11 protein-coding genes, 2 tRNA genes and 3 pseudogenes are annotated in these 13,375 nt (G+C 60.3%); 2 read left to right on the forward strand and 14 right to left on the reverse strand.

What is annotated here, in order from left to right; translation table 11 throughout:
- The first annotated feature begins 1 nt into the window (after position 1).
- Positions 2-277, forward strand: coding sequence for a cell division protein CrgA (locus tag G7066_RS00115; protein WP_166328124.1), 276 nt, complete (start codon positions 2-4; stop codon positions 275-277).
- 127 nt (positions 278-404) lie between these two features.
- Here the strand turns inward: G7066_RS00115 and G7066_RS00120 are convergent, their stop codons facing one another.
- Positions 405-1,340, reverse strand: a complete 936-nt coding sequence (locus G7066_RS00120) for a rhomboid family intramembrane serine protease (protein WP_166328126.1) — start codon at positions 1,338-1,340, stop codon at positions 405-407.
- Between the two features lie 5 nt (positions 1,341-1,345).
- On the reverse strand, positions 1,346-1,855 hold the full coding sequence (locus tag G7066_RS00125) for a peptidylprolyl isomerase (protein ID WP_166328128.1): 510 nt from the start codon (positions 1,853-1,855) through the stop codon (positions 1,346-1,348).
- A 158-nt stretch (positions 1,856-2,013) separates the two neighbouring features.
- Between G7066_RS00125 and G7066_RS00130 the strand changes: the two genes are divergently transcribed.
- Positions 2,014-2,517 carry a DNA/RNA helicase gene (locus tag G7066_RS00130; protein ID WP_166328130.1) on the forward strand — a complete coding sequence of 168 codons (504 nt, stop codon included), beginning with the start codon at positions 2,014-2,016 and terminating at the stop codon, positions 2,515-2,517.
- 46 nt (positions 2,518-2,563) lie between these two features.
- On the opposite strand, the gene G7066_RS00135 is transcribed toward G7066_RS00130, so the two are convergent.
- The 12 genes and pseudogenes from G7066_RS00135 to gyrA all read right to left on the reverse strand — a co-directional run bounded on the left by G7066_RS00135 (position 2,564) and on the right by gyrA (position 13,361).
- Positions 2,564-3,028 (reverse strand): NUDIX hydrolase, encoded by a 465-nt coding sequence (locus tag G7066_RS00135; protein WP_205881474.1) that lies wholly within the window; start codon positions 3,026-3,028, stop codon positions 2,564-2,566.
- A gap of 26 nt (positions 3,029-3,054) precedes the next feature.
- The gene (locus tag G7066_RS00140; RefSeq protein WP_166328134.1) at positions 3,055-4,089 is read right to left on the reverse strand and encodes an alpha/beta hydrolase; all 1,035 of its coding nucleotides are present in this window, start codon (positions 4,087-4,089) and stop codon (positions 3,055-3,057) included.
- A gap of 21 nt (positions 4,090-4,110) precedes the next feature.
- Positions 4,111-4,893, reverse strand: a complete 783-nt coding sequence (locus tag G7066_RS00145; RefSeq protein ID WP_244303097.1) for a DUF4097 family beta strand repeat-containing protein — start codon at positions 4,891-4,893, stop codon at positions 4,111-4,113.
- A 100-nt stretch (positions 4,894-4,993) separates the two neighbouring features.
- Positions 4,994-5,646, reverse strand: a pseudogene (locus G7066_RS00150) (response regulator); the annotation flags it as partial.
- Positions 5,634-6,917 carry a sensor histidine kinase gene (locus G7066_RS00155; RefSeq protein ID WP_166328138.1) on the reverse strand — a complete coding sequence of 428 codons (1,284 nt, stop codon included), beginning with the start codon at positions 6,915-6,917 and terminating at the stop codon, positions 5,634-5,636. The gene G7066_RS00155 and the pseudogene G7066_RS00150, both read right to left, overlap by 13 nt.
- A gap of 68 nt (positions 6,918-6,985) precedes the next feature.
- Positions 6,986-8,734 (reverse strand): alpha/beta hydrolase, encoded by a 1,749-nt coding sequence (locus G7066_RS00160; protein WP_166328140.1) that lies wholly within the window; start codon positions 8,732-8,734, stop codon positions 6,986-6,988.
- Positions 8,735-8,896: 162 nt separating this feature from the next.
- Positions 8,897-8,969, reverse strand: a tRNA-Ala gene (locus G7066_RS00165).
- Positions 8,960-9,720, reverse strand: a pseudogene (locus G7066_RS00170) (alpha-ketoglutarate-dependent dioxygenase AlkB family protein). Before G7066_RS00170 ends, G7066_RS00165 begins: the two are co-directional and overlap by 10 nt.
- Positions 9,701-10,243 carry a methylated-DNA--[protein]-cysteine S-methyltransferase gene (locus G7066_RS00175; protein ID WP_341873817.1) on the reverse strand — a complete coding sequence of 181 codons (543 nt, stop codon included), beginning with the start codon at positions 10,241-10,243 and terminating at the stop codon, positions 9,701-9,703. The pseudogene G7066_RS00170 and the gene G7066_RS00175 overlap by 20 nt, the downstream one beginning before the upstream one ends.
- A gap of 24 nt (positions 10,244-10,267) precedes the next feature.
- Positions 10,268-10,344 (reverse strand) — tRNA-Ile (locus G7066_RS00180).
- Positions 10,345-10,419: 75 nt separating this feature from the next.
- On the reverse strand, positions 10,420-10,827 hold the full coding sequence (locus tag G7066_RS00185; RefSeq protein WP_166328142.1) for a DUF3566 domain-containing protein: 408 nt from the start codon (positions 10,825-10,827) through the stop codon (positions 10,420-10,422).
- Positions 10,820-13,361 (reverse strand): annotated as a pseudogene (gene gyrA, locus G7066_RS00190) (DNA gyrase subunit A). The gene G7066_RS00185 and the pseudogene gyrA overlap by 8 nt, the downstream one beginning before the upstream one ends.
- Positions 13,362-13,375: the final 14 nt, after the last annotated feature.

Below are 13,375 nucleotides of genomic sequence, written 5' to 3' on the forward strand. Positions count from 1 at the left end.
CATGTCAGCAGCACGTAAAGAGGTAAGCAAGCGCAAGGCAGCGGAAGTTTCGCTGAGTCGCGAGGAGGCAGCAGCGGCTCGAAAGAACGCTCCGAACCCCGTTTGGTTCAAGCCAGTGATGTTCGGGTTTATGCTCCTCGGTCTCATCTGGATCGTGCTCTTCTACGTTACGAGTGCAACACTGCAGCTGCCGGTGCCCGCACTCGGCCAGGCAAATATCTTCGTCGGCTTCGGCTTTGTGCTGATCGGCTTCCTCATGACTCCGTGGTGGAAGTAAGTATTTCCGCCCGAAAACACACCTTAATCACACCGGTGTAATTCCTCCCCAGGTGGGGAAAACCCTGTGGATAACTAACTGAGGCCCCGGCGAATGCCGGGGCCTCAGTTGTTGCTGCAAACCTTCGCTAGCCAAAGACGTTTGGTAATACAACAAGGTACGAACAGGCGAGTGCCACGAGAATCACGCCAAGCGACGTGAGCGTCAAGATCCTCTGTGTCTTTTTACGTGGACCCCGCACACCCAACATCAGCCACATGGTGAGCGCCCCGACAAGCATGCCACCGAGGTGTGCCTGCCAAGCAACACCGACACCGGGCAAAAAACCGATCCCGATGTTGATCGCGATGAGCACTGCAAGCGAGGTGATGTTCACGTTTGCGGCCTTGTAGGCGACGAGAGTCGCACCGAGCACACCAAAGATCGCGCCCGAGGCACCAACTGTCGGCGTGGTCAGGGTGCTCGGATCGACGTAGGCCCAGAACATCGAGCCCAGCGAACCACCAATACCCGCAAACAGATACAGCACCAGAAACTGCATGTGACCGATCATCTGTTCAAGATTTCGACCAAACATCCACAGCGCCAACATGTTGAAGAGGATGTGGAGCAGTGTTCCGGTTGAGTGCGTAAACATGACCGTGAACATGCGCCAGGGTTCAAACCCCGGGCCGATGTCACCCGGCAGTGAATACAGCGGTGCGTACCACAGCGCAAGGGTGACCTCGTCCGCACCAAAATAGTGGCTCAGCGATTGCACAATAAACACCAGTGCACAGAGCGCCATGATGCCGTAGGTCACTGGCGTATCAAGCGCAGCGATCCTGCGCCCCGCCACTCGCACCTTACGTGAAGAGCGCTGCGCCACACCCGGCTGCGTCTGCTTCACACACTCCGGGCACAGCACTCCAACGGGAGAGGCAATCTGGCACTCGGGACAGATCGTGCGGCCGCAGCGCTGACACAGCGTGAAGCTGTGCACACCCGGGTGGCGATAGCAGACGTCGTTCGGCCCGTACGAGGCACGCTCGCCGAAGGCCGGGGTCGATCCGTTCGCCGCCACTGGAACTAGGCCTTGACGATGTCGACGCCGGTGATGACGACGTCTTCGAGGGGGCGATCGCCCGCGGCGGTTTGCACTGCCGAGATGGCGTCAACGACAGCCTTAGACTCGTCGTTTGCGACCTCACCGAAGATGGAGTGCTTGCCGTTCAGCCAGTCGGGAGCGATCGTCGTGATGAAAAACTGCGAACCGTTGGTGCCTGCAAGGCGGCCTGTGAGGTCGGGGCGCTTACCTGCGTTAGCCATAGCAAGCTGGTAGGGCTTGTCAAAGACGAGCTCGGGGTGGATCTCGTCGTCAAAGGTGTAGCCGGGGCCACCGGTGCCGGTGCCGGTGGGATCGCCGCCCTGAATCATGAAGTTAGGGATGATGCGGTGGAAGATAACTCCATCGTAGAAGCCCTTTTCAGCAAGATCAGTGAAGTTCTTAACAGTCTTCGGCGCGTGGTCGCCAAACAGATTGATGACGATATCGCCGTGATTGGTATGGATGGTGGCTACAGAGCTGTGAAGTGTCATGGACTCTAGTGTAGATGTGACCGCTGACATTGGGGCTGCTGAGAATCTCAGAGTCGAGACACTGTGCTCTCAACAATCCACCCCGCTACGGTGTAGCGTGGAGGCGGGGCAAGCGACTTCACCGGAGGTCACAGTCTTGCTGAGGTAGGAGGACCCGTATGAAACTCTCACGTAAGCGCCGTCGCGAACTCCGCCGTCTGCGCGGAGAAGCACAGGAACTGCTCGATCACCAGCGCGTTGTACTCAGCCACGCTGGAGAGGTCTTGCACGAGGCAAGTCGTCAGGCGCGAAAGCTGAGCGATGAACACGTCGCACCTCGTGTTGACGTGGCGCTCGAGGCCGCAAGGCCCACTATAGACCGGGGTGTTGAGTCTGCACGCCGCGCAGTGAAGACGGTACGTCGCACTGCGACACCGCTCGTCGCGAGCGCTCTGGCATCAACCATCCAGAAACTCGATCAGCTTGAACAGGTCGAGGCTTCACGTCAGGTACGTGGCTTCGGTGAGCGCACCGGCTTCCTGCAGCCCGCAAAGAAAAAGCGTCGCGCGGGTGGCGTTATCGCTATTGGGTTCGGGATCGCTGCCGCCGTTGGCGTGGGCTACGCACTGTGGCAGGCGTTCCGCACTGACGACGAACTCTGGGTCGCACCCGAGGGCGAGTAGTCACTGAGCTTGCAGCGGTGTCCGAGCCGAAGCTCGGACACCGCTGTTATTTGCGGGACTTGCCCGACTTGCCGCTCTGCTGGCCCGGTCGACGGCCGATGCCAGCCATACGCAGACCCGTCTGCACAAGTGAAAGCGTGCGCAGCGAACGAATCTCTTTGATCGGCACCCAGCGGGCCTCGTCTGAAGAGCCGCCAATCTCGTGCTGCAGCGGGCCATCCTTAACGGTCGCACGGTAAACAATTCTGATCGTGTGCAGTTCAGGGTCTTTGTCAGCCGGCACTTCTTCGCGCACCATCACACGCGAGTCGACCCCAATAAGTTTGCCGACCCGAGCCTCGAGACCCGTCTCTTCAAGCACCTCGCGCACAACTGCGTCGCGCGGATCCTCGCCGCTTTCAAGCCCACCACCCGGCAACGTCCAACCGTGCAGGTGACCACGTCGCCAGTGGGTGAGCAGGATCTTGCCCCGCCGCTCCACCACTGCGTATGCAGCCACTCTAAGATCCATGCTCAGAGCTTATCTTGTCGTAACCGTTACGGCTCCCAGCGTCGCGCCACAAGATCTGCTGCACGCCACCCCTCTACCCAGCGCTCAAGACGCGCGTACGCCTCTCTGCGAGGCTCCTCAGCCGAGAGAAACACGTCGTGCAGCGCACCATCGATTCGCTCGATGGTCACCGACGAGCCGAGCTTCAGTGCGGCCTTCGCGACTTCTTCAACATCAAGAACGGTATCCGCCCTGGTGAGTTCCTCACTCCACCGCACTGGCAGCGCAAATCGAGCCGACATTAGCACGGCAATAGGCGCTTCGATCTGCAGCCCGTGGGTCACTTGGGCATGACCGGCGAGGATCGCGCGCATCCACCCCGTCAGAACCGCGTGAGTGCGCTCCGGCCGCCAGACGGTGTTGATAACGGACAGCTCGTCCTGCGGGCCGACCTGGTGCTGCGCCCGGGTATAAAACCCGTAATCAAGCTGTGGAGCCACCTCGTGCGGCCGCGACTTCGCACGGAGACTGATCAACGGCATGATGACCTGGCGACCCGCGCTCGAGAGTTGAAACTCGAGCCACGGACTGTTCAAAATCAGGGCGTCTGCGCGGCCCGGGTGCGCTCCAGCCCAGAGGCTGAGCACCAGACCACCGGTCGAGTGCCCGAAGAGCACAAGCCTTCTTGGTGGCTGGGCCTGATCCTGAGCCTCACGCATGACATTGATCGCGAGCTCGATCTCAACGCTGTAGTCATTCAGATTTTCGATGTAGCCCGGGGTCTGACCCTCGCGCAGACTGCGACCGTATTTACGCAGATCAAGCGCGTAAAACCTCGCACCACGGCTGGTCCAAAATTCGGCGAGGTGACGCTGAAAGAAGTAATCGGACCAGCCGTGCACGTAAAGTACGTCAACATCCTCGAGCAGGCGTTCGTGTTTGAACAACCTGGCAAAGAACCCGCGTGGCTGCGGAAGTGACCGCACAAGCGTCGCGACGAGCGGACCTTCGTCGTCAGATCCGAGATCCAAGTCTGTGCACTCGAAGCCTTCCCCGAGTACATCGCCGCGCCACGCCATCATGTGCTCAGTCTATGGGTGCGGCTAGTTGCCGGGGCGGAGCGTCACCGATCCTGCACTGGTTTCCACCGAGATCAGGTGCTTGGAGGTGGGGTTAGTGCGTAGTTTGTTGTTGACGCTGCCTGCCGAGACGTCTGTGTCGACCCGATAGGCCACGTCGGGGAGACTCAGGTCGACCGATCCGGCACTCACTTCTACGTCAACCTCGCGCGGTGCGTCTCCTGAAAGCTCAGCCTTCGCAGAGCCAGCGGAGACATTGAAGCTCGCCTCGCGTACCCCGGAAACGGAGCCGCTAAAAGCACCAGCACTCATTTCTACGTCCAGTGATCGCGCCGCTCCCGAGAACACCACCTTGCCAGCGCTCATGTCGAGATCAAAGTCACCGAAACGACCGTCTGCGCTCAGCTTTCCGGCACCGAGCGAGGCATCTAGGTCAAGAGCTCTTTCTTCAAGCTCTTTTGGCAGAGTCAGCGTCACCGTGTCTCCACCCCGGGCGCATCCAAGCATGCAAGCTGAGAAGAACCCGCGCGGGCTCTCGATTTTCAGGTCATTCCCCTCGGTATACAGCCTCCACTTACTAGCTCGCGGACCCTTCGCCTCAAGTGTGGCTTCACCCACGTCACCGTAGGCGAGGGTGAAATTGGCAGCGTTGGCGTCAATGTCGATGCCGGTGATCCAGGTGTCGACCGTGGCGTTCGAGGTGTAAAGGGAGCCGTCGTCGCTCGCGCCCGTGCTGAGGGCGGCAATCGCTGCCGATGACCCGACCGTGAGCAGGGCAAACCCACCAACGACCGCCGTTGTGATCATGATGGGCCGCGAAGCGCGCGAAGGGGTCTCCGTGGGTGTGGGTGTGGGTGTGGGTGTGGGTGTGGTGCTCATCGTGTGGTTCCCGTCTGTGTCGTGCCGGGGGTTCCCCGGCATTTTCGATGTGTGCGATAGCTGCGAGCACACGGCGGTTGCCGGACTCGTCGGCTTCAAGACCAAGCTTCTGGAAGATCGCAGTGATGTGCTTCTCAACGCTCGCCTCTGAGAGGAACAGCAGCGCGGCAATCGCCTGGTTGGAGCGACCCTCGGCAATAGCCGCAAGCACGGTTCGTTCACGCGGGGTGAGCGACTCCATCTGAGCGTCGCGGCCACGGCGTGTGAGCAACTGCGCCACCACTTCAGGATCAAGCACGGTAGCTCCCCGGCAATGCGCTCAAGCGACTCGACAAACTCTGTGACGTCGGCGACACGATCCTTCAGCAGGTATCCGAACGCGCCACCCTTTGCGGCGATCAGATCGCTTGCGTAGCGCTCCTCGACATACTGTGACAGCACCAGCAGCGGCAACTCTGGGTAACGCCCGCGCAGATCCAGAGCCATACGAATGCCCTCGTCGGTGAACGTGGGCGGCAATCGCACGTCAAGAATGCACAGGTCAGGTGACTCACTGATAACGGATTCGAGCACACGCTCAGTGTCGGGCAACGCCGCGACCACCTCGTGCCCGCCGTGCTCAAGGAGGCGAACGAGTCCCTCACGCAGCAGCACGGAGTCCTCACAAATTAGGATGCGCACGGTACGCTCACCTCCAGCGATGTTGGCCCGCCCTGCGGGCTGTCGAGTCGGATAGTGCCTCCCGCGGCAAGCACACGGTTTGAGATGCCATCGAGTCCACCGCCAGGCAGGATCCGGGCGCCACCAGCGCCGTTGTCTTCGACGCGCGCCCAGAGTGTGTTGTCGTCGCGCAGACGGACCACAACTCTGCACTCGCTCGCACGCGAGTGTTTCGCGGCGTTTGTGAGTGACTCGGCGATGGCGAAGTAGACTGCCGTCTCGGCCTCGCGGCTACAGCGTCCCTGCAGTCGCACATCAAGCACGACGGGAATGTGTGATCGGCCGGCGAGTGCCGAGAGCGCCGCGTCGAGGCCGCGGTCGTCGAGCACGGAAGCGTGGATGCCTCGAGCCAGCTGCCGCAGTTCGGTGATCGCCGCCTTGGTCGAGGTGTGTGCCTCCGAGATGAGCTCTTTTGCGCTCTCAGGATCGTTGTCAATCTTCTGCTGCGCGAGCCCCAGCGTCATGCCGACTGACACGAGTCTGGGCTGGACCCCGTCGTGCAGATCCCGCTCAATGCGGGTGCGCTCGAGGTCAGCGGCCCGCACGGCACCCTCTCTTTGCCTTGCTGATGTTTGTGCCTGCTGTGTGAGTCGGGCCGCTCGGGATCCGGCACGCACGATAGCCACCGTGACAACACGATGGAGCAGAGCGATACCGACGACCGCGGCCAGGCAAAGCGTGGCAATGATGATCGACGCGATAGGCGAGAAGAGGGAATCTGATTTGCTGAGGAGGCCCTGCTTGAAAGGCATACCAGCGACGTTCAACCCGGCCGCCGAGAAGAACAGCTCCACAGCTACCTGGAAGAAACCAAGCACCACAGTGCCCATGAATGTGGCGAAAAAGAAGCTGCCGACCCCGCGCCACATTGGGCCATCAACCGACTGCCTGGCAAGCCAACGCAGATACCCACCAAATCCCTGCTGTGTTTGCGGGCGGAGCCGCAGGTCAGGGAGATCAAGGCGGTAGAGCCCAGAGACTCGAGCGAACTCGTACCAGGCGGTGCCGTACAGCGCGTAGACCATCGCCGCCAGAAGGATCAGACCGACACCAAGCACAACCACCATGCCCAGTCCCACTGAAAACAGCGTGATAAGAATGGTAAAGACGATCCAGCCGACAAGGCCAAGTGCACCGAGGTGCAGGATCGTGAGTGCAATGCGGAGTGGTGGTCGCGGGGGCGCTGCGAGCTGCCCGGACTCTGCTGCGGGTTGAGCCACTGAGTTCGTCATACTTCTACGTTAGGCCGCTGCTGCCCGGCCCGGCACCCTGAAACCCGTAGAGCGCTTTCGGGTTTTCCCTACTCTGACGAGGACGAGCCGAGATCTTGCTGCTGCAGCGTGGCCAACTCAGCAACGAGGCGGTTGGTGTCTCTTGCCTCCCAATGGGCGGGGGGCAGGATCGCTGCCCACGCTCGGGCCGGTGCCTGTCCGAACTCGTGCCCCTGGCCCGCTGGGATTCCTGACGCGAGCTGATCCACCGCGAGCTGCAGCGTTGTAATCACCGGGATCCACACCATCTGATTCAGCACCCCGGGCCCACGCTCTGCATCTTCAGCCAGCCACTCGGGGCGCTGAAACATGATGCCAAAATCGAGCCAGGTCACCGGATCGTTGGCATGCTGCAGATAGCCGACGCGCGGGGCCCGCCAGGTTCCCGCGCCGCTCCAGTCCTCCCCGTTACTTGAGAACCGCACGGTTACACCGTCACCCACCACCGGAAGATATACGGGCGACCCCGCTTCGCGATCCCGGGTGAACTGCTGCCACAGAACGTTGTTGGCCGTGGGCCCAACCCAAAGTGCTCCGTCGGTGCGGGCGGCAAGATCCTGTGCGCCTGAAAACGCACCTTCACTGCCGAAAGATCCGAGGCTCTCACCACTCACCACCAGTTTCGGGCGTTCGGTCTCGGGCAGTTTGCTCCACGCAGCGTAGACCGCATCGAACAGGATCCGCCCAGCCTCACGCGCACGATACTCGTCGACGAGATACGACATCCAACTGGGCAGGTACGAGTACTGGATGCTCACCGTTGCCGTGTCGCCTGCCCACAGGTACTCAAGCCCACGCGCCTGATTCTCGTTCACCCAGCCGCGACCCGTGCCGGTCGCGACGTTCAGCACCGCGCGTTCAAAGCCTCCGGTGCGCTTGAGTTCTGCGACCGCGCGCTGCGCCTGTGCTTCGAGATCGTCGTCGGCGTTTGGCCCAGAGCCGATATACACCCGGACGGGCTGGCTGGCGTTGCTTCCCGTGCCTTCTAAAGCCTCGCCGCTACCCTCCGCAGCAAACTGAGCGATCGCTTTTTGCGTCGGTGTGTTTGCAATAAAGATTCGGCCCTGCCGCCCAAGACTCTCCCAGGTCTCAGACGATCCCGGTCCTCCCGATACCTCCGCGAGAGTGGGCGATGGCAGGTCAGTGCTAAATTCGTCGTTCACCGCAAGATACGTTCGATCGAGTGCGGCGGCAACCCGGCCGACTACGAGTTCGCGCCCCACCCACAGGCCGCCAGCCATCAACGCCAGTGCCGTCACGAGTGCGGCGATCCTCACTGGAATCGCACGCTCGATTTTGCCTCGTAGCCAGCGACCCAGCCACCGAATCGAGCGGGCAATCACAAGCGTCACTGCGTAGAGCGCGCAAGCAACGAGCAGTGCTACAACGCCGAATGTGAAGGCGTTGTCGGTGCTGGCCTCCAGGCCGACCTGGGATCGCAGTGCCTGCTGCCAACCGTGCGTAAGCACCAACATCACCACGGTGCCTGCGCCGGCCGCAACGAGCAGGGCAAACCAGGCGTAACGACGCGCTGCACCTGAGAGGTGGGCACCGAAGCCACGCAGCACCCATCCGCTGAGCGCTCCCACCGCGTACCCCAGAAGAGCCGCAACCGCACACAATGCACCTTGAAGCAGAGCGGCTCGCGGGAGCAGCGACGGCGTGAGCGCAAGCCAGGCGCACACGACCGCACCGAGGGTCGGTAGGAACGGTGCCCGATCCGGGCGAAGGATCGCCGGATGCGGTCGCTGCGTGTTAGGTCGCTTCGTGAAGTGCATGGGGGTTCCTAGTACAGGAGTGAGCGGGCTCGAGTGGATGGCGTTGCTTGAATGTTACCGCTGTGCACAGACATCAAGGGCGAAGCCATGGGCCTCGCCCGACAGAAATAAACAAGACCCCCTCTCCTTGATTTCTCAACTGAGAGGGGGTCTCGCTAACTGTGGATCCTGGGAGAATCGAACTCCCGACATCCTGCTTGCAAAGCAGGCACTCTACCAACTGAGTTAAGGACCCTTGTCAATCTTCGAAACCGCTAGCGGCTCCGACTGAACAACTATATCTGCGTCACGACTCAGTGGCAAATCGAACGCAGCATCACCCTCCAGACCAGTCACCCGCATCGTGATGTTGATGCGCCCACGCTCCAGCCCGCAACCGGCAGGTGCAGTCCCGGGGTAGACCTTCTGCACCCCGTGGTAAGCGAGCCGCGAGGCTCCCCGAACACGAACAGATCGCCGGAGGCGAGGTCGAGATCCTGATATGGCCGATTGCGCGTTTCCGTGTTGCCAAAGCGGAACTTGCAGGTGTCCCCTATCGACAGCGAGACGACCGGCGCCCGCGAGCGCTCATCCTTGTCCTGGTGCATCCCCATGCGCGCCACTTCGTCGTAGAAGTTCACCAGCGCCGTATCAGGCGTGTACTTATCGCCGGCACGCGAATCCCCCGTTGCCGCAACGAGCGCCCTTCGCCCGACTGAGACCATCCAGTCAGGAAACTCGAGCACCCTGTTGCCGTTCACGTCCACGGCCTCCCGCGTGTACTCGTAGGGCCGCCAGTGCCACCCGAGACACACAGTCTTCACGCTCATCTCGTGGCCGCGCACCTTGGCAGCGCGAAGAGGCACTGGCCCGTTCGTCCACTCGCGAAAGCGATCCACAATCCACCGCTGCTGTTCAAGCGTCAGCCAACCAGGCACGTGATACGCACCGTTCGGCAGGTCAACCACGGGCCTGTCGAACAGTTCGTCACCAAAGAGTGCGGCCATGATCCTGACCCCTAAAACAATCGCGAGGCCGCGGCTTCGGGCGGCTCTTCAACCTCGAGCAGCCGCTGCTTACGCTCGAGTCCCCGGCAAACCCCGTCAGCGACCCGTTTGAGCCCACAACACGGTGGCACGGCACAATGATGCTCACCGGATTGTGCCCGACCGCCTGGCCGACCCGCTGCGCGAGGTGTCTGTTGCCGAGCTCGGTGGCTATCTGGCCGTAAGTGACCGTTTTTCCATACGGGATCGCGCGCAGCCTCTCCCAGACCTGCTCAGAGAGCTCGTCACCGCTTGTTTGCACCGGAACGTCAAACTGTGTGCGATCCCCCGCAAAATACTCGCTGAGCTCGCGCTCGGCCTGTTTGAAGATTGGGTCGACGGTAGCACCAACAAACGGACCGTAAGAATCAGCCGGAGGCAAGTACCAGTGCCCGGGAAAGTACAGTCCGACGAGATAGTCGCCATCAGCGACCAGCGTCAACTCACCGATCTCGGTCGCGATACGTGTGTGCCGTCTCGTCATTGTGATTCACACTCTCGTGCATTTTGGTGGGGCTACCAGGACTTGAACCTGGGACCTCTTCATTATCAGTGAAGCGCTCTAACCACCTGAGCTATAGCCCCTTGACCAAGCAACGACTCTACCGGAAACGGGCTGAAAACTAAAATCCTCAACCCGCACCCGGCGAGCCGCGTTGCTTAGTTGCTCGTGAAGCCGAGCTGGAACCCGCCGAGCACACGCACCAGCAGGTTGTAAACGAGGGCACCGACCGCACCAAGTGCGGTACCAACAATGGTGTTCAGGATCGCAACAACCACTGAGAAACCAAGCACCTGCTGGAAGCCGATCAGCTTCATCAGGCTGTTTTCTTCGCCCACAATATCCATGAAGACCGCGTCGACCGAATTGAACACCCCCGTCTGCATCAGCACGGTGTAGATCAGGATCGTTGCAACAATGCTCACAATCGCCATACAGATCGATACGAGGAACGAAAACTTGACCGCAGACCAGAAGTCAACGTAAACCAGCTTGAGCCGTACCTGCTTCGAGGGTGCTTTCTTGCGGGTCTTCTTTGCCAGCTTGTCGGCGACAGTGTTACTCATTCACGACTTCCTTGTTTTCAGCAGGTTCGGCATCCTGGGTCTCGGACTCTTCATCATCGAGCCCACGCTCCGAATTTCGCGCGATGCCAATAATACGGTCACCTTCTGGGAATCTTGCAAATACGACCCCATCGTATTCCTGCCCTTTGCGGGAACCTCAGCCACGTCGGACCGAACTACCTTCCCGCTCGCAAGCACGGCAAGCACCTCGTCAGTCTCATCGACGATAATTCCGCCAATCAGATCACCACGCGCCTCGTCAAGCTTCGCGACCTTAATTCCGTAGCCGCCACGCTGCTGCACGCGGTACTCCTCCACCGCGGTTCGTTTGGCATAGCCACCCTCTGTGACGACAAATACAAAGCCGCTTCCCTCGCTCAAACGAGAGGCGGAGAGCAGGGTGTCACCCTCACGGAAGTTCATGCCACGCACACCGCTAGTCGAACGTCCCATCGGGCGAAGCGCCTGGTCAGAAGCTGTAAATCGCACCGACATGCCCTGCTTTGAAATGAGCAGCACATCGTCGTCGGACTCCGCGAGCAAGGCCGAAACCAGCTCGTCTTCGTCACGCAGCTTGATGGCGATAATGCCACCAGTACGGTTGGTGTCGTAGTCAGTGAGAGCTGTCTTTTTAACGAGACCGTTGCGGGTCGCAAGCACAAGGTAGCCCGCGTCTCCGAAGTCACGCACATCGAGGATCTGCGTGACAACCTCATCGGGAGCGAGTGCCAACAAGTTCGCGAGGTGCTGCCCCTTCGAGTCGCGACCACCCTCGGGAATCTCATATGTCTTTGCGCGATATACACGCCCGGTGTTGGTAAAGAACAGCAGCCAGTGGTGAGTTGTCGTCACAAAGAAATGCTCGACGATGTCGTCTGCGCGCAGCTGAGCGCCCTTGACACCCTTACCACCCGGTGCTGCGACCGGTAATTGTCGATCCTGGTCCGCTTGACGTAACCGCCGCGCGTCACCGTAACGACCATCTCCTCTTCAGGAATCAGATCTTCCATTGACATATCGCCGTCATACCCGTGCAGGATGGTGGTGCGGCGATCATCGCCGAACTTTGCGACAATCTCATCGAGTTCTTCAACGATGATGCTGCGCTGCTCGGTCGGTGAAGCGAGAATACCTTCGTACTCCTTGATCTGCGCTTCAAGTTTTGCAGCGAGATCCAGAATTTTCTGTCGTTCCAGAGCCGCGAGACGACGCAGCTGCATGCCGAGGATCGCATCAGCCTGGATCTGATCGACGTCCAGCAAGTTCATGAGGCCACTGCGGGCCTCCTCAACCGTCGGAGAACGACGGATGAGGGCTATGACCTCGTCAAGGGCGTCCAGCGCCTTCAGATAGCCGCGCTGGATGTGGGCCTCAGCCTCGGCCTTCTTCAGACGGTACTCGGTACGACGGACAATCACCTCGACCTGATGCTTCACCCAATAAGTGATGAAACCATCGATCGCAAGCGTGCGAGGAACACCGTCCACAATGGCGAGCATGTTGGCGCCGAAGTTGTCCTGCAGCTGCGTGTGCTTGTACAGGTTGTTCAGAACCACCTTGGCAATCGCATCACGCTTGAGCACAACAACCAAGCGCTGACCCGTGCGGCCACTCGTCTCATCGCGAATATCCGCGATGCCCTGAACCTTGCCGTCTTTTACAAGCTCCGCGATCTTCATCGCAAGGTTATCGGGGTTTACCTGGTACGGCAGCTCTGTAACTACAAGACAGGTACGGTTCTGGATCTCTTCGATATTGACGACCGCACGCATCGTGACGGAACCACGGCCCGTGGTGTACGCGTCGCGAATACCCTTGGTACCGAGGATCTGCGCGCCTGTCGGAAAGTCTGGTCCTGAAATGCGCTGGAGCAGCGCCTCAAGCAACTCCTCGCGGCTGGCATCTGGATTTTCCAGGTGCCACTTGGCACCCGCGGCCACCTCACGCAGGTTGTGCGGCGGAATGTTAGTGGCCATACCAACCGCGATACCGACTGAACCGTTAACCAGCAGGTTTGGGAATCGTGCCGTAACAACAGTTGGCTCTTTCGTGCGGCCATCGTAGTTATCTTGGAAGTCGACGGTGTCTTCGTCAATGTCACGCACCATCTCCATGGCGAGCGGAGACATTTTTGTCTCGGTGTACCTGTGGGCTGCCGCTCCGTCATTTCCGGGGGAACCGAAATTACCTTGGCCAAGAGCCAACGGGTAGCGCAGCGACCAGGGCTGCACAAGGCGCACAAGCGAGTCGTACACAGCTGTGTCACCGTGGGGGTGGAACTGACCCATGACATCACCGATAACACGGGTGCACTTCGAGAAGGCCTTATCGGGGCGGTATCCACCGTCGTACATCGTGTAAATCACACGACGGTGAACGGGCTTTAATCCGTCTCGCACATCGGGCAGCGCTCGCCCAACGATCACACTCATGGCGTAATCGAGGTAGGAACGCTGCATTTCGACCTGCAGGTCTCGCTGGTCGATCCTGCCGTGATTTGCTTCTGAGGACGGTTCTTCTTGGTCGGAAGTCATTTCGGGTGTCTGAT

It is taken from the genome of Leucobacter coleopterorum, assembly GCF_011382985.1.
GTDB classification, from domain to species: Bacteria; Actinomycetota; Actinomycetes; order Actinomycetales; family Microbacteriaceae; genus Leucobacter; species Leucobacter coleopterorum.